Raw genomic sequence first — 21,247 nt, 5'->3', positions numbered from 1 at the left:
CCCCTAAAAGATTACCGATTAGTTAATATTAACTGGCAACAGCCAATACATCTCTATCCTCAACAATAACTGCTCGCTCTCGAATAGTTTCCAGGTCTTGTTCTATAAGTAATTTCCCGTTGCGGTAGACGGTTTTCAGCAAATTATTACGGCCGCTAATATCTTGCTCACGAATAGTGTAGGGCGTACCGTCGGTACGATTTATTAATGCTAAGCGCCCTCTCTTGGAGCGCTTGCCGCTATCGGTGGCGGGGTCTTTGTAAACATCCCGCCATAGGCCATCGACTCGAACCGCGCTGGCTTTCATGGCGAACCTCATGGTATCCCGGTTAACTTTTTGTAAAAGCTCACCTCCCATACCGAAGCTAATATTTTCAGCGCTCTGTTTTCTGGCCTTCATTGCGCTGAGGATGCCCTCAATGGTGTGTAGAGAAATCCCGTCACCCTGGATCACCCGAATAAAGTCAGGAAGTACTCGGAAACCTTTACTATTAATGGTCGCTCCGAATACTCTCATCAAACGCTCAATAGTCTGAGTGGCTATGTCAACGGGATCGCCACTATCCGGGCGAATTACCAGGGTGCCGCCATTATTTTCTACCTTCTCTTTTAATTCACCGCCCCATATATTCTCGATAGCACTCCAAAGATCGTAGCTGTCACTCACTACGGCGACCAGACGATTGTCACCGCTGAATTGTGTCAGCATATTTTCATAGGCTTTGGCTTCCTGCTCACGCCCCCAACTGGTTATGGTGCTGTGCTCTGCAGCGGGTATTGAAAATCCGGCCATTTGGGCTGCGTAGTAGCGGCGGCCGGCGAGTACAGCGGCAATGGTGTCTGTGCCTTGGAAATTTACCAGGTGGGCCAGGCCCCCAATCGCAGCTGTCTCTTCGCTGCTAGCACCGCGTGCGCCAAAGTCATGTAGTTTGAAGGGCAGTGAGTCGAGACCCTCAGCAGTTTCCAGTAAATATCGTTGAATGACCTTTTTGGTTTCCCGGCTTTGGGTGGCAACTGTGGTGGGGTACCAAATTGCGCGCAGCAGGGCGGTTTCGATATAGCTGGTTAGCCAGAAGTACTGAGGGTCTGTATTGACTACTTGGACTAAGACATTCCTAGTCGGGATAATGCTGCCCTCGGGAACTGCTTGAATCTCAATGGGCAGGTAACCCTGATGCTCCTGGAGAATGTATTCCCATCCCTCGCGATTAAATGGCAGGCCATGGGCCAGACAGAGTTCCTCTGCCTCTTCGATCTGCTCTGCGTTGATCGGCGTAGTCAGGCACTGCTTGATAAATGCCTGTAGGCCAAAGAAAACAGCTTCTTTGAACTGGCCGCCCCGGCTCTCGATATAGCTGCTGACATACTGGGTTCCCTCTGGGTACTGAAGGTAGTGGCTGGTTTTATAGCTGTCGACATTCAGGATTGGGTTGTACTGGTTCATCGCGGAAATCCTCCGTGAGTAGTTGTTAGCACCGGTCTCTCCAGTGCGGGCCTTGCTAGTTATTGTCCAAAGGACACTAACAGGACTAATAGTGTCTTTTAGATACTAAGCTGTCAAGTGTCGGCGTATTTTTTTTGGGTATTGGTGGGGGTAATGCGAGTTGTTGAATGTGCAAGAGATGGCAATTGGCTACCTCCTACCAGCTTTAGGCGCCGCCAATCAGGGATTGAATGATGAAATAGTGGTCTTCAAATAGCTGCTGAGGGTCCAGATCAGCGAGGGGAACCCAGCGGGCATGGCGAGCGTCGTCACCGCCCTTTACCTTGGGAAGCTGTTGGCTGGGAGCCAGTTCTATGTAATAAGCGTGCGTTATGGTCCTTCCACGAGCCGAGCGATAGGGTTCATCGAATACATCCTGCCGGCGTATAGATCCTTTCAACACTGGTGTCGGGACTTTAAGGCGTGTTTCCTCTCGCAATTCTCGCAGGCAAGCATCGATCAGTCGCTCACCGGGGTCGACAAAACCACCGGGCAGCGCCCATAAACCCCGCCCGGGAAAAGCTCGTCGCTCTATCAGCAGGATATGGCCAGATTGGACCACTACAGCATCGACAGTAACGTGAGTTGGCGGATAGGGAGCGGTGGCCCAGGAGGATCTGTAGCGCTGGATAAATGCCATTTCTTCGCGTATCTCGCCGTAGGCTGAGTTGGTCGCCACAAACTCTCTTAAAGCGCCAACAGTGCCCTCTGGCAATTGCTTTTCCTGGCTGAGTGAATTCAACAAGCTATCGGCGCTGTCGGTAAATAGTGCCTCCCTAAAGGGGGTTGCACTGATTTCGTTGTGATTCGCCACCCCAAGGGATTCCCACTGGGGGAAGAGGTTGAGGTAAAAACCGCTCTGGTCTTTCTGGTGCCCGATTAATGCAATTTGGGGTGGCTTGTGGAGAATGCTGTGATGAGCAGTCACTATGCCGTTAACTGAGTTTTGTACATTGCGTACCCACAGTTCATCATTGTAAGGCACATCCATTAAAGGTAGGCAGGTCAGGCGCTTGTTGTCGCTCTCGCTTAAGCTTTTCCTGATAAATTGTTCCCGTTCGCGATGAGTCCAGGGGTTGCGAGGATTGCGGGGCTGGTTGGCGGAGCCAATCAGGATAATCAGGTGCTGGGCCTGAGCTAATCCGCACTGGACTACTTTTAGATGTCCGGAATGGAATGGCTGGAATCGACCGATAAAAACGGCAAAATCGTAATGCTGGGCCATAGCAGCAAGCTCCTTGCTGTGAATAAACCCCGGTCTCTCCAGGGCTTGAATAATGGGTCTCGAAGCATTATGTGTCTAATGGACACTAATGGCAAGTGGGCTTAAATTCAATTTTTAGTGGTTCATCGAAGAGGTGGGGTTATATTTCAGTGTCCGAGCCGATTTACTTTTTTTGAGTGTATGAGTAGAACTGATGTGCCGCTGGTTGTTGTTTATTTCCTTATTGAGTTTGGAAGCCTTTGCGCAGGAAATAGAGCCATTTACTACTGATGGTTGTAGCGCATTTCCCGATGGAACTTTTGATCAACAGGAGTTGTGGCTCGACTGCTGTATAGCCCATGATTATGCCTACTGGAAAGGCGGCACATACGATGAACGCGAGCAGGCGGATAAAGATCTGGAAGTCTGTGTAGCTGGAACCGGGGAAGAAGAAGTTGCACTAATGATGTTACTTGGAGTTCGGGTTGGCGGTACGCCTTTTTTACCCACCCCATTTCGCTGGGGGTATGGCTGGCCCTATTTGCGTGGCTACAAGGCTTTGTCACCGGTGGAATTACAGGCAATAAAAAAATCAGAAGGTGAACTTTGACTGTAATTAGGAAAAGCTAGTCACAGAGACAAATTGTTCGTGTTTATTTGAGATACTATTATTCAATAGGGCTAACGGCTAAAGCCTGTAAATAAATATCCGCAAAACCCTCCTTTAGCCACTGCATCAAATTGCGCACCCGTAATAATTGGTGGCGTAGGGGCGGGCATACCATGGAGAGCTCGGTAGACTCAGACCAGCCGGGCAGAATTTCAACCAGGCGTCCATTGGCAATATCTGCCTGGACATAGATATCTGCCAGTCGGGTAATTCCAAGTCCCTCAATTGCAGCGCGATGCATTACCCTTCCGCTAATCAATTTAGTGCTGTTTTCAACTTGCACAACCTGTTGGTTCTTACCTCGTGTCAGAAGCCATTGATCTACACTGCCGGAAATTAGCGGTACAGATGCTAAATCAGCAGGTTTTTCTATAGGCCCATATTCTTGAAGGAACTTTGGGCTGGCTACGTATCGGGTTTTGATAGTGTGAAGTTTACGCACGATTAGAGAGGAGTCCGGCAAGCTGCCCATACGAATAACCAAATCGTACTGGTCTTGAATCAAATCTACTCGGGTGCTGGAAAAGTCCAGATGAACTCTAACTCCTGGATTGGCCTGCTGAAACTTGATCACCAGCGGAGCAATTAAGCTCTCCCCGATAACGCCACCAACAGCGTTGATGCGGATGTTTCCCTCCAGTCCTCCCTTTGATTCACTGGCCCACTCGGCGGCTGAATCCAATTGCTGCATCGCTTGCTTGCAACGCAAATAGTAACCCTCACCAATCTCGGTAAGGCGCAGCTGTCTTGTCGTGCGGTAGAGAAGCTGTATATCCAGGGTTGTTTCCAGCTCTGTGACCAGTTGGCTTAAATTGGCCTTGGAAAAGCCGCTATCCCGCGCTGCAGCAGTGAAGCTTCCGGCATCGGCTACCTGAATAAATGCACGAATAGCGCGCGATGAGATATTGTTCATAAAAACCAAACAATGTTTTCCGATTGGTTGGGCTAATCATATTAGTCGGAATTCCTATACTGGGTCTACTTAAACAAAACTATCCGCTGGGATAGCTCATTGAAGGAGAGAGCCCATGTCCAAACCACTCGTTGTTATTACTGGAGCCAGTTCAGGTATTGGTGCTGCCATTGCCCAGCATATGTCTGCTGCCGGGCATCCTTTATTATTGTTGGCAAGGCGTGTGGACAAACTGGAAGCTTTAAATCTGCCAAATACTCTTTGCAGGAAAGTGGATGTGACTGATATGGCAGCCTTGCGCGAGGCAATTCGTGAGGCTGAGACTCAGTTCGGTCCGGTTGACTGTCTGATTAACAATGCCGGCAAAATGTTACTGGGCAATATTGAAACCCAGAACCCCGATGAGTGGCGGCAAATGTTTGATGTGAATGTATTGGCCTTGCTAAACGGTATGCAGGCAGTTTTGGAAGATATGAAAACTCGCCACTCCGGGACCATTATCAATATCAGTTCTATTGCTGGAGTAAAAACATTTATCAATCATGCTGCGTACTGTGGTACCAAATATGCTGTCTCTGCTATTGGTGAAACCGTGCGCGAGGAAGTGGCGCCTACCGGGGTACGTGTAATGACTATATGCCCCGGCGCGGTGGAAACAGAGCTGCTAAGCCACACTACCTCAGCAGAAATTATTGAGGCCTATCAACAATGGAAAGAATCCATTGGTGGTGCAATTAATGCAGAGGATATTGCTCGCACAGCTATGTTCATGTACTCCCAGCCCCAGCATGTAAATATTCGAGAGGTTCAAATTGCAGCAACAGGGCAGGGACAGTAATCCTGATTTTGTACCGCGCAAACACTAATCGTTTTTCCAAGCAATATTTCTTTTGCTAATATTCCCAACTTAAGCCAGCTAACCGGAGCTGGCTTAGGCTGGAATGGATAGTAAAGGATATGGAGATATCAGTGCGAAGAACGATTTTAATTGCCGGCCTGATTTTATGTTCCTCCGCGTTTGCACAGCAAAATACAGATGAGCAAGAGAGTGGCGTAGCGGAAACGGCAAAATCAGTGATGTCTAACATCGTCAGCTTTGGTAAAAACCTGATGGATGGTGCCAGTGAAGGTGTGGTTGATGGACGTAAAACAGGGCAGAGTACTGATGGTTCTGTTCTTATCAATACCCTGGAAGATCTCAATAAGTATCTGGAAACCGATGTTATCGCAGTGACCGCCCATGCAGAGAGTGGTTGCTATGTTGAAGTTGGTTTTAAAAATCAAAATGACTTCCCCGTGAGGTTAATCGACCTGGATAGCTCCGAGGCAGTGATTCTTATTGACCAGGATGGCTACGCAACCAACTTGTTTAGGGGAAAAGGAAACCCTGAAGAACTTACGATCCCCAGTAATGCTGGACGCAAACAAAAGTTCTACTTTGCTATAGAGTGGGATCAAGTGCGTGAAATCCGGATTCTCGGTAAAGTCATGCAACCATAGCCAGTAACTGGCGCTGGAGAGAAGTGGAGCTGCGGCTGGGGTTGTGGATACCCAGCCTGCTACGCGGCTAATCCACTTCTTGAAATAGCTTTTGAATAGATGAGAAGTCCAAATCACTACCTCCGCGCAAATTGAGAATTCCATAGAGATTGCGCGCCATTGAGCCGAGAGGCGTATAGCTTTTACTTTGAGTGGCGGCTTCCTGGGCCAACCCCAGGTCCTTACACATAAGTCTTACCATAAAACCACCGCTATAGTTTTTACTCGCTGGAACTTCGGGCATTACTCCGGGATAGGGATTGTAATTTTGTAGGGACCAGTTGGCTCCTGAACTTTTTAACATAATGTCGGAGAGCACTTTGGGGTCGAGTCCATTATCTATTCCCATTTGCAGGGCTTCAGCGGTACCAATCATATGAATAGCCAGCAGCATATTGTTACAAATCTTTGCTGTTTGGCCAGCTCCCGCTGCTCCGGCATAGAAAATATTGCTACCCATTGGCTCTAGAACTTCCCGGGCCCTGTCGACATCACCGGCCTCCCCCCCACACATAAAACTCAAAGTTCCTTTGCTAGCACCCGCCACTCCCCCGGATACCGGGGCTTCAATGGCTTGTAGGCCTTTGATTCTGGCTTCACGAATAAGGCGCTTAGAACTGTTGGAAGAAATAGTGGAGCAGTCGATAATCAAACAGTCGCGAGAAATACTGTCGAGCAGTTTGTCGGTATCAATATACAGGCACTCAACCGCCGCGCTATTAGGCAGCATGCTTACCACAAAATCTGCTTCCTCGACGGACCCTTGGGGAGAGGAACACTTTTTGATACCGCTTTCTACAGCGGCATCCAGTATTTCAGTGACCGGGTCAAACCCTTTAACTTCAAAGCCCGCCTTGACCAGGTTGGTGGCCATAGGCAGTCCCATATGGCCCAACCCTAAAAATGCGACTGTTTTAGTCATGCTACTCTCCGGTTAACATTATTTGAGCTGTATGGTTAAGTTGGTGTGCTCTGCATGCTCTATATCACTGTCAAACCAGCGTGCCGTAACAGTTTTGGTTTCGGTATAAAACCGTACAGCTTGTTTTCCATAAGCGTGTTGGTCACCATAAAAAGACGCTCGCCAGCCGGTAAAGCTAAAGAAAGGTAATGGCACTGGAATAGGCACGTTAATACCGACTTGCCCCACTAATATTTCGTGCTGGAACTTACGTGCGGCAGCGCCACTAGCTGTAAATATTGAGGTGCCATTGCCATAGGGGCAGTTATTGATTAATTGGATTGCTTCTTCCAGGGAGTCGGCATTTACCAGGCAAAGTACGGGACCAAAAATCTCGTCAGTATAGATCGACATGTCCGAGGTAACATCGGCAAATAGGGTGGGACCAACCCAGTTCCCATTGGGAAACCCTTCGACAGTAATTTCAGAGCCATCTAACACACAGCGGGCGCCTTCCTTTTTGCCCTGGGCGATATACCCAAGCACCCTCTCACGAGCAGCGGGTGATATTAGTGGGCCGAAGCCCGCTTGCGTATCCTTCCAATGACCGGGCTTGATAGCTGACATAGCGTCTTTAATGTCGTCTACCCATTGCTGTGTCTCCCCAACAAGTACAGCGACGGAAATCGCCATGCAGCGTTGCCCGGCAGCTCCGATGGATGATCCAACAATATTATTAATAGCCGCAGCCTTATTGGCATCAGGCATCACGACCATATGGTTTTTGGCACCGGCAAAAGCTTGAACTCGTTTTAGGTGCTGGGTACCCGTCTGGTAAATATGCCGCCCCACGGGGACTGAACCAACGAATGAAATGGCCTGAATACCGGGATGTGTTAGAAGAAAATCCACCTGTTCCCTGCCGCCATGTACTACCTGTAAAACACCTGCTGGAGCCCCCGCTTCAGCAAATAATTCGGCCAGTTTGCAAGGCGTGACAGGGTCCTGTTCAGAGGGTTTCAGAATAAAAGTATTCCCACAGGCAATCGCCATTGGAAACATCCACAGTGGAATCATTGCGGGGAAATTAAATGGTGTGATCCCCGCACAAACTCCAATAGGTTGTAGATAGGAGTAACAGTCGATGGTGTTGGCAACATTCTCTACGGTTTCACCCATCATTAGTGAAGCGATATTGGCTGCATGCTCAACAACCTCAATACCACGCCAGACGTCCCCTTTGGCATCCTCAAAAGTTTTACCTGTTTCCTCGCTGAGGATTTCAGCCAGCAGCTCCTGATTTTCTTTCAGAAGCGCCTGGTACCTCAACATAATCCGTGCCCGTGCGGTAACCGGCGTATTTCGCCATTGATCAAATGTTTCTTTGGCGGAAATTACTGCGTTCTCCAGTTCAGTCTGGGTAGACAATGGCGCCTGTGTAAGAACATCGCCGGTAGCGGGGTTGGTTACATCCAGCCACTCAGTACTTTTGGACTGAATCCATTCACCACCAATCAATATTGGTAACTTGGAAGGAATATTCTTATTCATGTTAATTAAAGCGCCGAGAGGAGGGAATTTTATCCAACAGTTTAGGTGTTTATTCGCGATTAAAGATGAATTTCACGCTGCTTTTATGGCGATCCACTTTTAATTGAGTAGAGGGTTGATTGACCAAAAAATTAAAATAAATGTATTTGATTATCTTTGTAGAATAGATCGCAAATAATTAACATCCATAAGAAATGAAAAAATAATCTTGCACTGTACGGCTAGTATCTTGTGGCTGGCAATTCGGCTTTGGATTAATGCCTAGCTTAAACGTTGTTATCGTAATGTAACTTGTGAAGAGTAAAAGAGGATTATTCAATGTGTTTTATGATAAAAAGAATACTGATTGTAATCGGATTAATGATATCTCCCATATTTGTTGGTGCTACCACTCTAAGTGACTTAAGTGCACATGAGCCTAGCTCTGACGAGACCTGGGCCGAGCAATGGTTCTATAACATTGCAATTCCCGATGTGGGATATTTCAAAGTTAGCTTACAAACCTATATTGCACCTGACTTTGCAGTTGCCAAGCCTAAAGCCTATATCCATTTAGCTTTTTCTTCAGAGACCGGAGCTATCACGAAGTATGATCTCTTTTTTGATGAAGTGATCTTGAAGCACCCCGAAGGTATTGATGCATTCTACTATGAAGTCCCGGGAGTAGTTGTGGCCGATGAGCAGGGTGTCCAGGTCTTACACCCAGATTTCCTGTTTAATATGGAGTGGGCCGGTGAACACCACCATTACTGGCATGGGTTAAACCCCGGTCAAACCCCATTTGGATTTATTCCTGAGATACCTGGGGTAGGAGGAAAGTGGTTCCTTTATACGGTCGGTACCCCAGTCAATTACAGTTATTTTGATGGTTCTATGTCTCTAGCCGGTGCTGGCTATGCGCAATTGGATAAGGGCTGGTTTGACAAAGAATCCAGTGCCGGTGTGATCTATTCAATGGGGCTAACAGATGATCTCTACTATATGATTACCGGAGCTAAACTGGGTGACTCAGAGATTGAAATGTGGGCGGGGCGATATGTTTCTGAAGAGTATGACCTGATTTTTTTACCGGCTTTTAATGGTTTCTCTGTTAAGCGGGAAGCAGATGCTTGTTCAGGTTATATACAAGTTGAACTTAACAAAATTTCATACAAGTTAGTTGTCGAAGCAAAAGCAGACATTGCCAGCTTTTATCCGCTGGAGTTTCCCTCTGTAATTATTTTTGGTGGTGAGCAGAGTTATATGAAATCCATGCAGGCAGATGTCAACTTCTATCTGTATCAATTTGGACAGTTGAAGGAGCAAATTCAAATGCCTCAGGCCTTGCTCGAATTTAGTGGGCCATTGGCGTGTGATGATTTTTTTGACTAAAGAAGAGTGGTATAAAAGCAGAAATTATTGGGTTTGCAGGAGTTAAATTAACTCCTGCAAATACCTTATTGTATCTGATGGAGAGCGTATTGTATCCATGTAAAGAAAATAGGTTTGTGAAATGTGTGTGAGCAATTGCAAAGCTTTGAGGCATTTTAGTTGTACATAGCTCTTTATGAAAAAGCTTAAATTCAATGTTTTTGGTAGAGAGGTTTTGATCGAAAGGCAGTCGAATAGCTGGGCCACATTCTATCAGGGCAATGAAGGTAAACGTCGCAGTACCGGGATATCAATACCTTCGGAAATTAGTGAGAAAGATTTAGCCCAATACTTGGCAGATATTTGCCATGAATGGGCAAGTGAGAGGTGTACTGTAGTGTATGGATGTAGAGTGAATATAATAGAAAGTGACTAAAGTTGGGGCAAGAAATAGCTTTAAATAAATTTTTATGCTTTTCTTCTGTCGGTAAGAGTAAGACTAACTTGCCCTTTTGCCAAATAGTATACTTTGTGTGAGATGATATAGGCTGTTGATTGATCTGGCTTTAGTGAGCTTCATTTATTTAAGTTGGCTGCTATTATTTCTTGTCTTTCAGGTATGAATTGAGGGGACGTTTTAATTTTACTTTCAAACTAAAGTAATTTTTGTAGGAAATTTATTACACAGTAGATTGAGATAGTTTTACAAGATGTGGCTATATAACAATTATGTATAAATCGATCGATGTGTTACTTTTTTATATTTTTTGTAGTACATCAGTCCCACTGCGCAGCCTAATACATTGATATATTGTGGTGTATAAGATAGAAGTGTGGGGTGGAAATATTTAATGACGAATACTGGATATAGTGTGGTAAACTCATATAGCCCTTCAGGGAATCTGGATATACAAATTTTATTACTATTTGTCGCGGGAAGGAAATTTCAGCTGAGTTTTAAAGGTAAAACTGGGACGTTTACTTGTAATTTGGGGGTTGAAAAATTCATGAAAATAAAATCTAGAAACTTCTGGATTGTAATCCTAGTAAGTCTTTTTTTGATATCTTGTGGAGATTCCAGTTCTTCAGGAGGCGATAAGGGATTAACTTGGGATGAAAGTGATTGGGATAGCAACAATTGGGAATAGATTACGTTATGAACTATAGAAATTTTTTTATCGGTACGATGGTACTTTTTGCGAATGCTAGTTTTGCAGAGCAAATCTCTGTACCTAATGAATTTTTTTCAGGTTCTAGAGCCTTAGCAGCAGAGGTTAATGAAAATTTTACTGCCTTGGTTGATGAGAGTAATGCTCAGGATATTAGAATAGAAAATTCAGAGGCTTTAATCTTAGATATTGTGTCTGAGAGCAATAGCCAAGATGAGCGAATTGCAGCCCTGGAAGGAGCTGCTTCAAAAGAGCAGCTAATTTGTAAATCATGGCACACATATTGGTACTCTGGTAATGGTTCAATAGAGTGTATTTCATCCTCAAGTAGCTCAACTATATCTTTTTCTTTGGTTCAAGATATTTATGCAGCTGGCTGGCAGGCAAAATCAGTAGGTGGGAGTGACAATATAATTATAATATTTGAAAAGTAATAAGTACTTTCAACTGCTTGGACCTCGCCATAGCATGTTTATTTAAGGCGAGGTTCAAATTAGTTTATTAGTCGGAAAGGTTTTATTCGGAATAAGCTTATCGTTTAAATTGTGCATTAATAGTTGATACTTGAAACTGTAGCGGTCAATTTTTTGCTCATTGAACTTTGAGTTCTCTAGTATTTCTTTTTTGCCATATTTGGTGGAAATCAAACCTTTTCTGGCATGGCCGTATTTCGCTGTAGTAACTAATGATATAACTATTAATCCCCGGTTTAGCTGAGGGGAAGGATTTATAGCCATTATCCGCCCCACTTTCTGTTTTCAAAATTTTGAAAATGCGTTTAGTTGGTGCGTTATCCTGACAGTTACTGCGGCGTAATAGGCTTGGTGTCATGCGATAGCGTTACAATATTTGTCAGAGGAATTTTGTGCTAACATCCTGATACGAGTGAAACAAAGTTCCTTTCGGCTTATCTTGTGATTCTTAGGATATTGTAACTGCCTTTGTAATCTATGCCGTGTTTGGGGTAAATGAGATTACCAAATCAACAAGCCTACACGCAAGCATGTTGGTAACTACTACAAAATTGTTCCCGCCCAGATATATGTGATATCGTCTGCCTACGCATTATTGAGTTCAGTAATATCAAACTCCCGATCTAGATAATTAGACATATTGATGTGTGCTTACTCGATTTTCCACTACCGATTGTTCTGTAGCTATGTTCTTGCAAGCTAAGCAGTCTCATTCTTTCTGCTGCAAGGTATTTGTCAAAGTGTATGCCTCCCAGTGTTACATTTTCTGATATTGTTCTTGCTCCGGAGCCATTGCTAACTTTATAGGTTGCTTTAATTAGAGCCTGTAATTGCATAGTTTCTGGCTTTTGTTCATACGGTCTGTCCAGCTAGTTGCGGTAGCTATTATGATTTACGCCAAATACGCCATACAATTGCCGAACAGATTAGCACTCTTACAATCGCTTGACTTTCAATTGTTCAGTGAATCCGGTATCAAGAGAAATGTAGCTTTTTTAGAGTTTCTTTTTCCTCTTTAACCCATCTAAACTTCAGATTTGAAATCTTAGATAAGTAGCTGCTCAGGTGCAATTGCGATACCTTAAGGTGCTTTTCCACTTCGTTCTGCTCGCAATTTTCAAGTTCCTGACTCCATCTATAGGCTTACTGATCCCCATGCTTCGCAAGCTTCTTTCACAGTATATTCCTGGTCGACTACTAACTGCGTATCCTCTAAACGGAGCTAGGGTGGATGTTTCTTTATCAACTTGATTATTACTTCACGTGATAAAACTACTCAAAGCTAGGTAGATGAATTTAGTGTGACATTACATTTCGAACTTTTTTGACGCTTAAATAGTATTACTTTCCTGAGAAGGTAACGATCTTTCCTAATTGCAATTTAAAGGCAGTGCTAACTAGGTAATAGATTCCTTTTAGGGTTGATAAAGATGTTCTGTGAGTAGGTCTCTGCTTGTGCCAAGTAAAACAGGCGCTTAGATACTAAACACCTATTTAGGTCGCATGTAATATATAGGGGAGATGGAATCAGAATAGTAGAAACAGGCTCTAAAAGGCGCCTGTTTCATAAATAATTATACTTGCGAGTTGAGGCTCAGACTTTTCAAGCTTACTCCAAATTTATTCGGGAAACTTCCTCTCTGTGGCTAAAGCCATTAGTTTCAAGGTTTGCCTTAAGTTCTAGTGTATAGGTTAGTAGGGTATAATCTTTGGCATCTGCTTTGCAGGTAAAGCCCATGGATTTTGCGAAGCTGTCCACCCGTCTATTTTGCGCTGATTCAATCGAATAAATTCGCTCAAGGCCTTGGTCCTGGGCACAGTTGATCAGGCGCTTTAACATTAAGCGCCCCAAGCCTAACCCCTGCCAGTCATCACTCACTACAACGGCACATTCACAAGCTCGGCCGTCAACGTCAAGTGCATAGTGGGCTATAGCAACGGCCCGCTGGGCTTTATCGCTACTGCAAAGTGCAATAAAAGCTTCATGTACGTGGTGGTCGTTATCTGTGAGCAATTCCAATAGCTTTTGGCTAGCCTTGCAGCTTCCGCCGATAAAGCGGTCGCGGCGAGTTTCTGGAGACAACTGCTCAATTAATTCTTTCTCAAGCTGGCCATCACTGCGACAGATGGGGCGAATTGAGACTTTGCGTCCATTGCCGAGGGTGATCAGCTCAACTTGGTGTTCTGTATCCACACTGTTGTTGGGTGACATAACGGTTACTATCCTGGCTGCTCAAAGCAGCTTTGTTTTACAAGTTCGCAACGGGATGGGGTACCTCAAAGATAGACGCTCGCGCTGCGAACGTGAAACTATGTTACGGTCCCGAGGTTGTTACCCCCAACAACCGCTCTGTATAAACCTATAAAAGAAAGGAGTTTACTGGGGCGAAACTATACAGTCAGTCTTTATGTGGTATAGTACCGCAGCTGATTTTTCTCAGCTGCGTCATTTGTAGGTCGGTGATCCGCCGGCAATCCCTCCGGAACTTTTCAAAAATTCTTCCTGGAAATTTCTACTGAATGCCGCGCTCCGGTGAATAAGACCGGTGATTAGACGGCTGTACACGCTGGGAGCAATACAAGCTCCCGATGTCGACTCCGATTTCTCTTCATTCTCCCCAAGGGGAATGGGTGTGTTTGATTGCGCCTGCGGCGCAGTTCGAGGTTTATTTATGTTGTTTGAAGATCTGGGCCTTGCCCAGGAGATCGCCCGTGCCGTTGCAGAGCAGGGATATACTGCGCCTACGCCGATTCAGGCACAAGCTATTCCAGCGGTAATGAAGGGCAGCGATATTATGGCCGCAGCCCAAACTGGTACTGGTAAGACAGCGGGCTTCACTTTGCCGCTGCTACATCGCCTTAGTCAGGGGGAGCGCGCCAGAAAAGGGCAGGTACGAGCGCTGGTACTCACTCCAACCCGTGAATTGGCGGCTCAGGTTTTCGAAAATGTGCAGGGGTACAGCCAGTACCTGCCTATGCGCCATGCGGTGGTGTTTGGTGGTGTAAAGATCAATCCCCAGATTTCCCGTCTGCGAGGCGGAGCGGATATTTTGGTAGCTACTCCTGGGCGCTTGCTGGATCTGCACAATCAAGGGGCAATTCGCTTCGATCGCTTGGAAGCCCTGGTACTTGATGAAGCAGACCGCATGCTGGATATGGGATTCATCCACGATATCAAACGAGTATTGAGGATTTTACCGGCTAAGCGTCAGAACCTTCTGTTCTCCGCAACTTTTTCACCAGATATTCGTCAGCTGGCGAAAGGCTTGGTAAAAGATCCGCTGGAAATTGATGTCAGTCCACGCAACTCCACTACTAAAACGGTGCGACAGAAACTCCATCCTGTGGATAAGGCTCGAAAAACGAAACTGCTTAGTCATTTGATTAGGGAGAATAACTGGCACCAGGCCTTGGTCTTTAGTCGCACTAAACATGGTGCCAACAGGCTGGTGAAGCAGCTCGAAGGCGACGGCATCCTGGCAGCAGCCATTCATGGCAATAAGAGTCAAAATGCACGAACTCGTGCCTTGGCGGACTTTAAAGCTGGCAAGGTTCAGATTCTTGTGGCGACTGATATCGCAGCCCGAGGCATCGACATTGACCAACTGCCCCAGGTAGTAAATTTTGATTTGCCCAATGTGCCTGAGGACTATGTCCACCGTATTGGCCGTACAGGGCGCGCGGGCGCTCAGGGGCAAGCGGTATCCCTTGTTAGCGCTGATGAGATTAAGCAGCTTCGCGATATTGAGCGCTTGATCGGCAAGCCAATTCCGCGCGAGGAAATTGAAGAATTTGAGCCGGACCACCAGGTGCCCGCATCCGGTAATCCAAAGCGGGGTGGGTTGCAAAAGCCCAGCTCCAGCAAGCGCCCAGCGGGTAACTCTCAGAAGAGTGAAGGGCGGCGTGAAGCGCGCGGCAATAGCGAGGAGCGTCGGGGCAACCGCAGCAATGGACGCGGTAAGCCTGAGGGGCGTGGAAATTCTGGCGGCCGCAGTGGTAACGCCTCTTCGGGTAAAGGTGCCCCAGCCAAACGCACGGGCGTTAACGGTAAAGGGCGCGGTGCTGAGGCTGGTCGCAGTGATGGACAGAAGCCACAACGAGCTCCGAGACGGCGTCCCAGTAGAGGGCATTCGGAAAGCGCTTAGCGTATTTAAATAAAAGAAATAAAAAAGCGGCTTAGGCCGCTTTTTTATTTCTTAGAAAAAATCCAGGAGGTCCCTTTAAATTTTATCTACTTACCTTCCGAATTTACTTAAAGAAATACATTTTTACTTTTCTTGAAGGTTAATTTTTAAATTGATTTTCGGTACTAGTGTCTGCTTTTTTGTCTTTTTTTGATACTTTATTTCACAATTGATCACACTTCATTTTCACATTTTGTGCTAAGTTGCTTTCGCTTTTGAAGCGATTTTACACAAGGAGATGTTGTGAAGCTTAAGTTACTCTCGAAATTCTTTGTTCTTCCCTCTATTACCTTTCTATGTGCAAGTGTTATGAGCGAGGAAGTTCAGTTTCAGCCTGCAGAGATTTATTCGACAGGGTCAAGAGCGGAGGCTGTCGCCGTTGCGGACTTGAATAATGATGGTCGTGATGATGTGGTAGTGAGTACCTCCAGTAATTTTGATCCTGAGAATGATTTTAAGCTAAAGATATTTTTACAAGATGAGTATGGACAGTTACAGGAGCCCGTAGATTATTTACTGGATGGAGATGGCACAATTCTACCAAAATCCATTGATGTTGGGGATTTAAATGGTGATGGACTTCTGGATATTGCAGTTGCATTTGACGGTGAGCGAATAGATATTTTCTTGCAGCTTCATGATGGGACACTAGTGTTAAGTGAATCTATCAGTTCATCTCGATCTAGCAAAATAGCTGTTGCAGATGTTACGGGGGATGGAATTGACGATATTGTTGGAATAGGTTCTGAGGAAGTTGGACTTGCCATTTATGCTATGAAGGATGATCCGATAAATAATCGTTTGTCCTATATATATCTTATGGAGCCTGATGATTCAATCAGCTTGGCTCTCAAAGATATGAACAGAGATGGTGTTGAGGATGTTATTACAGTTGTCAAGCAGTCAGAACGTAGTGCTTTGGCTGTAATGCTTTCCGAGTCAAATGGAAGTTTTGCTCCAATACAATACTATGAAATTGATGAGGCATTTTCAGTAAATAACATTTCAGTTGATGATTTGAATAGTGATGGTCGTGCTGATATATGGCTTTCTGTCGATGGAGAAGATTCTGATACTACTGAAATGGTTTTTTATCAAAAAGATAATGGGATATTAGAAAATACTATCTTTGCTTCAGTTGAGAATGCATATGGAATGTTGCTGGCCTATGACTTAAATAATGATTTAAGTAGCGAATTTATAGCAGTTCCTTTGCAGGGTAATACGATATCTATTCATAGAAAATTAAGTAGTGATAGGATGTTGGAGCATTTTTCATATGATATACCAGAAGATTCTTATAATAATTTTCAGGGGATAGATGTAGGAGATATTAATAGCGATGGAATTCCCGATGTTGTTATTGCAAGCCCCTCTACCGGTTTGGTCTTATTGAAGGGAAATACCCAGGGTATTAACTTGGCACCTTTAGCTGATGCAGGAGATGATCAAGCAACCAGAAAAGACCAAATAATATTTTTAGATGGCACCCACTCAGCTGATAGAGATGGAAGTATTATAGATTATCGCTGGAGACAGGTGTCAGGTTCACCTGTAATATTAAATAACACGAGCAATGGGTTTGCTACTTTTCTCGCACCTTTATCTAAATATTCGTATTTGGGTATGGATGAATCTTTGGTTTTCGAATTAGAAATTGAAGATAATGAAAATATAGTTTCTATTGATAAAGCAATCGTTACTTTGGATGGAAATATTCCTCCTACAGCAATTACAAATACCTTTCAGGTAGTAGGTGCGGATGAGGTCGTAACCCTAAATGGTAGTTCCTCAAGAGATTTGTTCGGAGAGATTATTAGCTATGAGTGGAAACAAGTAGCGGGTGAGCCTGTAGAGTTGGTGAAAGAATCAGAAACTACTGTCAGTTTTTCTAGTCCAGCATTAATATCTAGCTATCCGTCTATATCTTTTGAGATATTGGAGTTTGAGTTAGTAGTCACTGATAACGAAGGTCTGGAAAGCAGTGTTATTGCTCAAGTTAATGTGAAGAAGCTTGCTCCGCCAATGGCAATTCCCGTCTCTGCCCAAACAGTTTATTCTGGGGAAGAGGTTCTTCTGGATGGTAGAATGTCCAGTGATGCTGACGGTGAGATCGTTAGTTATAACTGGCGTTCGCTTTCCGATATTGACGTAGTCAATTATCCTAATGGTACAGCTAGCTTTATCGCACCTATTATTTCTCCTGAATCGAGAGCCCTCCTTACTTTTGAGCTGGAGGTTGAAGATAATGATGGTCTTAAGTCGATTAGTGTGATTAACGTGACTGTGGAGCGGAATATGCCTCCAATAGTACCTTCTAATTTAATGAAAATCGTTCAGCCGAACTCTCCCGTCACCCTTGATGCTTCAGATGCTTTTGATAGGGATGGAGAAATAGTAAGTTATCAATGGCAGCAAGTATCTGGTCCTTCAGTTGCTATAGCTAATTCAAATAGTGTTTCCGCTAATTTTACAGCTCCTTCGGAGCAGGCCACGTTAGTTTTTGCTGTAACAGTGACCGATGATGATGGAGAAAGTAGCACTTTTGACACATCAGTTAGAGTTTATGAGTTGATCCCTTCAAATTAATAGATGGAGCCCCAACGGGGGCTCTTTTTTACTTTTATTCTGCCCATCTCTATATGCCTATTTGATCTAAGTTTTTTAATAATATTAAAAAATGGTTTTCCTCCAAGCAGTGTGGTGGTTGCTTGAGGTTTCTATAAAATATATTTCCTCTAACTCATTGTGGGTGTTCATATTTTAGGTCTTGGTAATTATGATTTTAGACTAGTGTCTGCTTTGCCATCTAATTCTTTGGGTTTTGCTTTTATTTCCATATTTTGTGCTAAATTGCGTCCGCTTTTTAAAGCAAATTACACAAGGAGATGTTGTGAAACTTAAATTACTTGCAAAATATTTTGCTCTTTCCTCAGCTGCTTTTCTGCTTGCAAGCACTGCAATTGGAGAGGTTCAGTTTCAGCCGGTAGAGATTTATTCCACAGGATCAAAAATAGAGGCAGTTTCTGTTGCCGATGTTAATAATGATGGACTTGATGATGTTGTACTAACTACATCGAGTAACTTTGATCCCGAAAATGACTTTAAGCTAAAAGTATTTCTACAGGATGAATTTGGTAGTCTGACAGGGTCTATTGACTACCCGCTTGCAGGTGGAGAGGCAAGTCTGCCTCAGTCTATTGCAGTAGGTGATCTTGATAATGATGATTTGAAAGATGTTATTGTTGGGCTTGATGGCGGCATAATTGAGGTATACCTGCAAGATCCTGCTAACGGTTTAGAATATGCGGAATCTTTGGAGAACTCCTATTCTGAGCGAGTCGCAATTGTCGACCTTGGTAATAATGGTGATAAAGGAATTCTCGGGATTAGTTGGGGAGAGAATGGTGCTGTAATAACCCATAAAGTAGGGGAGTCATCTACCTATGTGAGTAGCGCTAGCGATCTAGCTATTGAAAGTCCAGGGCAGGTGGCACTGGGTGACGTGGATGGAGATGGTATAACAGATATTTCTCTAATTGCTAACGGGTCTCTCCAAAATAGCTTGGTTGTTCTAGCGCCGGATGATTCTTTGAGGTTGAACGAAATTATCAGTATTGAATTAGATGGAAATGCTGATGTTAATGATGATATTAAAATAAAAGGAATCGCAATTGGTGACCTTAATAATGATGGCCGCAATGATATTTCGTTATCTATAGTGGGTGTGGGGCAGGATAATTTAAGAGTCGCTATATATTACCAGGGAGAAGATAGCTTATTACAGCAACCTGAAATCCACAGCTTTGGAGGTCCTCCGGGAGAGCTTTTAATAAAAGATATTGATAATGATGGCCTTGCTGATTTAGTTGTCTTGCCAGACAGTGGAGAGTTCTTAAGTATTTATCAACAGCAAGATGATGGTACCTTGGCTTTGAGTGAACAAATTGCCATTCCTGGTGCAACTTATACTAGCCCCCAGAGTATGGCTAGTGGAGATATCAACGGGGATGGTATTGCGGATATCGTTGTCGCAAATCCGTTACAGGGATTGGTTATATTAAAAGGTGGTGCTGGGCATATCAACCAGCCACCCACGGCTATCGCCGGTGAAAATCAAACTGCTGAAGGTAATTCGGCGGTACTGCTCAATGGTACTCTGTCTTCAGATTCCGACGGCAGTATTGTGGCTTACCGCTGGACACAGATTTCCGGTACTCCTGTTATCTTAGATGACTCTGGTAATGGTTTCGCTAGCTTTACCGCGCCCTCCGAAATTACTGGAGTTGTACAGGAGTTAATTTTCGAGCTGGAAGTTGAGGATGATAAGGGTCTAAAGAATACTAGCAAAGTGGCGGTTAGTGTTGGAGTTAATTTAGCTCCTGTTTTGATAGTCGATCAGCCAATGTCAGCATTTACCGCCGGCCAAGAGGTTACATTATCCGCAGGCCAGTCTTATGATCCTGATGGAACCATCGTTAGCTATCATTGGCAGCAGGTTTCTAGTGGCCCGCGTATTGAGCTGAAAGAGCTTGATGATGGTTCCGTAACCTTTACTGTTCCAAGGATAGTTGCAGAGCCAGGAGTGTCTTTCTCAGCACTAGTATTTACGATTGAGATTGAAGATAACGGTGGTGCAAAAACTGAACAGAAAAGGTTTTTTTTTGTTAAGGTGTTAACACCTCCTGTGGTTAGGAATGCTTTTCTAACGGTAGAGCCAGGCAAAGAAGTTTTATTTTTTATATCGGCTTCGGATAGTGATGGTCATATTATAGATTATCGTTGGCGTTCGCTCTCCAATACGGATATTGAATTGGCAGTCAACGCCGATGGAATTCCAAGCTTTACAGCACCTCAAATTCCCTGGGGTACAGAATTAGCACTGGAGTTTGAGCTTGAGGTTGAAGATAACGATGGTCTGACTGCAACAGGTATATACAATGTACTTGTGAAATGGAATATGCCCCCAAATATGGGTGTTGGAACTATGAGAGTGGTTCAACCGAATACAAATGTGACTTTAGATGGTTCCTATTCAAATGATCCAGATGGATATATTGTGAGCCAACAATGGGAGCAAGTATCGGGTCCACCCGTTGAATTAGTAGATGCTAATAATTTAATTGCCAATTTTAAAGCTCCAGCAGAGCCAGCTGTATTGTCATTTAAATTGAGTGTCACTGATGACAGAGGGGCGACAAGCCAAATGACCGTCAGCGTAGATGTTGAGTTAGTTCCCCCGAAAGTAATAAGCACTACTCAAGACGTTGAGCCCGGTCAAAATGTCTTACTGGTTCCTGGTATTTCTTGGGATGTCCCTGGTGCGCATATTGTCGACTATCGCTGGAGTTCCCTCTCCGATAGGGGTATTGAATTGATAACTCACGCTGAAGGTAGTGCGAGTTTTATAGCACCACAAAACTCGGGAAGTGAGTTTACTCTGGAGTTTGAGCTGGAGGTTGAAGATAACAATGGCCAAATAGTAACGAGTATATTTACGGTAATCGTAGAAGGGAACATTCCACCGTTTATGGTTGTTGCATATGGGGCTGTTGGCGGTGTTAAGATTAATACAATTTCGACCTTGAGCGGTGGGGCTTCAAGAGATCAGGATGGAACTATTGTGAGCCAGAAATGGGAGCAGGTATCTGGCCCTGCAGTTGAATTGATTGATGCGGACAAGCTGACTGCTTATTTTATGACACCAGCAGAGCCCGCCACTTTGTCTTTCAAATTCAGTATTACGGATGATGATGGAGCAACAACTGAAAAAACTATAACCTTAGATGTTGAGGAATAGATAATTGTGA

At 44.5% G+C, this 21,247-nt stretch carries 15 protein-coding genes; 9 read left to right on the top strand and 6 right to left on the bottom strand.

The genetic code is table 11. The features are described 5' to 3' along the window. Window positions 1-28: 28 nt before the first annotated feature. Both BTJ40_RS19890 and BTJ40_RS19885 read right to left on the bottom strand, forming a co-directional pair. Window positions 29-1,444, bottom strand: a complete 1,416-nt coding sequence (locus BTJ40_RS19890) for a nicotinate phosphoribosyltransferase (protein ID WP_108734716.1) — start codon at window positions 1,442-1,444, stop codon at window positions 29-31. Between the two features lie 205 nt (window positions 1,445-1,649). Further along, the gene (locus tag BTJ40_RS19885; protein ID WP_255422917.1) at window positions 1,650-2,732 is read right to left on the bottom strand and encodes a bifunctional nicotinamide-nucleotide adenylyltransferase/Nudix hydroxylase; all 1,083 of its coding nucleotides are present in this window, start codon (window positions 2,730-2,732) and stop codon (window positions 1,650-1,652) included. Between the two features lie 169 nt (window positions 2,733-2,901). Here BTJ40_RS19885 and BTJ40_RS19880 point away from each other — a divergent pair, with 169 nt between their 5' ends. Further along, on the top strand, window positions 2,902-3,297 hold the full coding sequence (locus BTJ40_RS19880; RefSeq protein WP_108734714.1) for a hypothetical protein: 396 nt from the start codon (window positions 2,902-2,904) through the stop codon (window positions 3,295-3,297). 58 nt (window positions 3,298-3,355) lie between these two features. On the opposite strand, the gene BTJ40_RS19875 is transcribed toward BTJ40_RS19880, so the two are convergent. Next, entirely contained in the window at window positions 3,356-4,270 is a 915-nt protein-coding gene (locus BTJ40_RS19875; protein WP_108734713.1) for a LysR family transcriptional regulator, read from the bottom strand. A gap of 115 nt (window positions 4,271-4,385) precedes the next feature. Here BTJ40_RS19875 and BTJ40_RS19870 point away from each other — a divergent pair, with 115 nt between their 5' ends. Next, window positions 4,386-5,108 carry an SDR family oxidoreductase gene (locus tag BTJ40_RS19870; RefSeq protein ID WP_108734712.1) on the top strand — a complete coding sequence of 241 codons (723 nt, stop codon included), beginning with the start codon at window positions 4,386-4,388 and terminating at the stop codon, window positions 5,106-5,108. A gap of 131 nt (window positions 5,109-5,239) precedes the next feature. Beyond that, on the top strand, window positions 5,240-5,770 hold the full coding sequence (locus tag BTJ40_RS19865; RefSeq protein WP_108734711.1) for a hypothetical protein: 531 nt from the start codon (window positions 5,240-5,242) through the stop codon (window positions 5,768-5,770). Window positions 5,771-5,837: 67 nt separating this feature from the next. On the opposite strand, the gene mmsB is transcribed toward BTJ40_RS19865, so the two are convergent. Together mmsB and BTJ40_RS19855 are read right to left on the bottom strand one after the other, a co-directional pair. After that, a complete protein-coding gene (gene mmsB, locus BTJ40_RS19860) occupies window positions 5,838-6,731 on the bottom strand; it encodes a 3-hydroxyisobutyrate dehydrogenase (protein WP_108734710.1) in 894 nt (297 codons plus the stop codon). Window positions 6,732-6,749: 18 nt separating this feature from the next. Next, window positions 6,750-8,261 (bottom strand): CoA-acylating methylmalonate-semialdehyde dehydrogenase, encoded by a 1,512-nt coding sequence (locus BTJ40_RS19855; RefSeq protein WP_202862832.1) that lies wholly within the window; start codon window positions 8,259-8,261, stop codon window positions 6,750-6,752. A 327-nt stretch (window positions 8,262-8,588) separates the two neighbouring features. Here BTJ40_RS19855 and BTJ40_RS19850 point away from each other — a divergent pair, with 327 nt between their 5' ends. The 3 genes from BTJ40_RS19850 to BTJ40_RS19835 all read left to right on the top strand — a co-directional run bounded on the left by BTJ40_RS19850 (window position 8,589) and on the right by BTJ40_RS19835 (window position 11,214). Further along, window positions 8,589-9,632 (top strand): hypothetical protein, encoded by a 1,044-nt coding sequence (locus BTJ40_RS19850; RefSeq protein WP_108735362.1) that lies wholly within the window; start codon window positions 8,589-8,591, stop codon window positions 9,630-9,632. 830 nt (window positions 9,633-10,462) lie between these two features. Continuing rightward, window positions 10,463-10,759: a hypothetical protein gene (locus tag BTJ40_RS19840; RefSeq protein WP_108734708.1), complete on the top strand. Its 297-nt coding sequence runs from the start codon at window positions 10,463-10,465 to the stop codon at window positions 10,757-10,759. 8 nt (window positions 10,760-10,767) lie between these two features. Then, on the top strand, window positions 10,768-11,214 hold the full coding sequence (locus BTJ40_RS19835) for a hypothetical protein (protein WP_108734707.1): 447 nt from the start codon (window positions 10,768-10,770) through the stop codon (window positions 11,212-11,214). 1,648 nt (window positions 11,215-12,862) lie between these two features. Here the strand turns inward: BTJ40_RS19835 and BTJ40_RS19825 are convergent. Then, window positions 12,863-13,465: a GNAT family N-acetyltransferase gene (locus BTJ40_RS19825; RefSeq protein WP_108734705.1), complete on the bottom strand. Its 603-nt coding sequence runs from the start codon at window positions 13,463-13,465 to the stop codon at window positions 12,863-12,865. Between the two features lie 460 nt (window positions 13,466-13,925). Here BTJ40_RS19825 and BTJ40_RS19820 point away from each other — a divergent pair, with 460 nt between their 5' ends. From BTJ40_RS19820 to BTJ40_RS19810, 3 genes are all read left to right on the top strand, one after another. Next, window positions 13,926-15,398 (top strand): DEAD/DEAH box helicase, encoded by a 1,473-nt coding sequence (locus tag BTJ40_RS19820; protein WP_108735361.1) that lies wholly within the window; start codon window positions 13,926-13,928, stop codon window positions 15,396-15,398. A 282-nt stretch (window positions 15,399-15,680) separates the two neighbouring features. Beyond that, window positions 15,681-18,026: a VCBS repeat-containing protein gene (locus BTJ40_RS19815; RefSeq protein WP_157954178.1), complete on the top strand. Its 2,346-nt coding sequence runs from the start codon at window positions 15,681-15,683 to the stop codon at window positions 18,024-18,026. 304 nt (window positions 18,027-18,330) lie between these two features. Next, the gene (locus BTJ40_RS19810) at window positions 18,331-21,237 is read left to right on the top strand and encodes a VCBS repeat-containing protein (protein WP_157954177.1); all 2,907 of its coding nucleotides are present in this window, start codon (window positions 18,331-18,333) and stop codon (window positions 21,235-21,237) included. The last annotated feature ends 10 nt before the right edge of the window (window positions 21,238-21,247 follow it).

This window comes from Microbulbifer sp. A4B17 (assembly GCF_003076275.1).
Classification (GTDB): domain Bacteria; phylum Pseudomonadota; class Gammaproteobacteria; order Pseudomonadales; family Cellvibrionaceae; genus Microbulbifer.
Note: the sequence above shows the minus strand (reverse complement) of the source record. Positions and strands in the feature narration are given on the sequence as shown.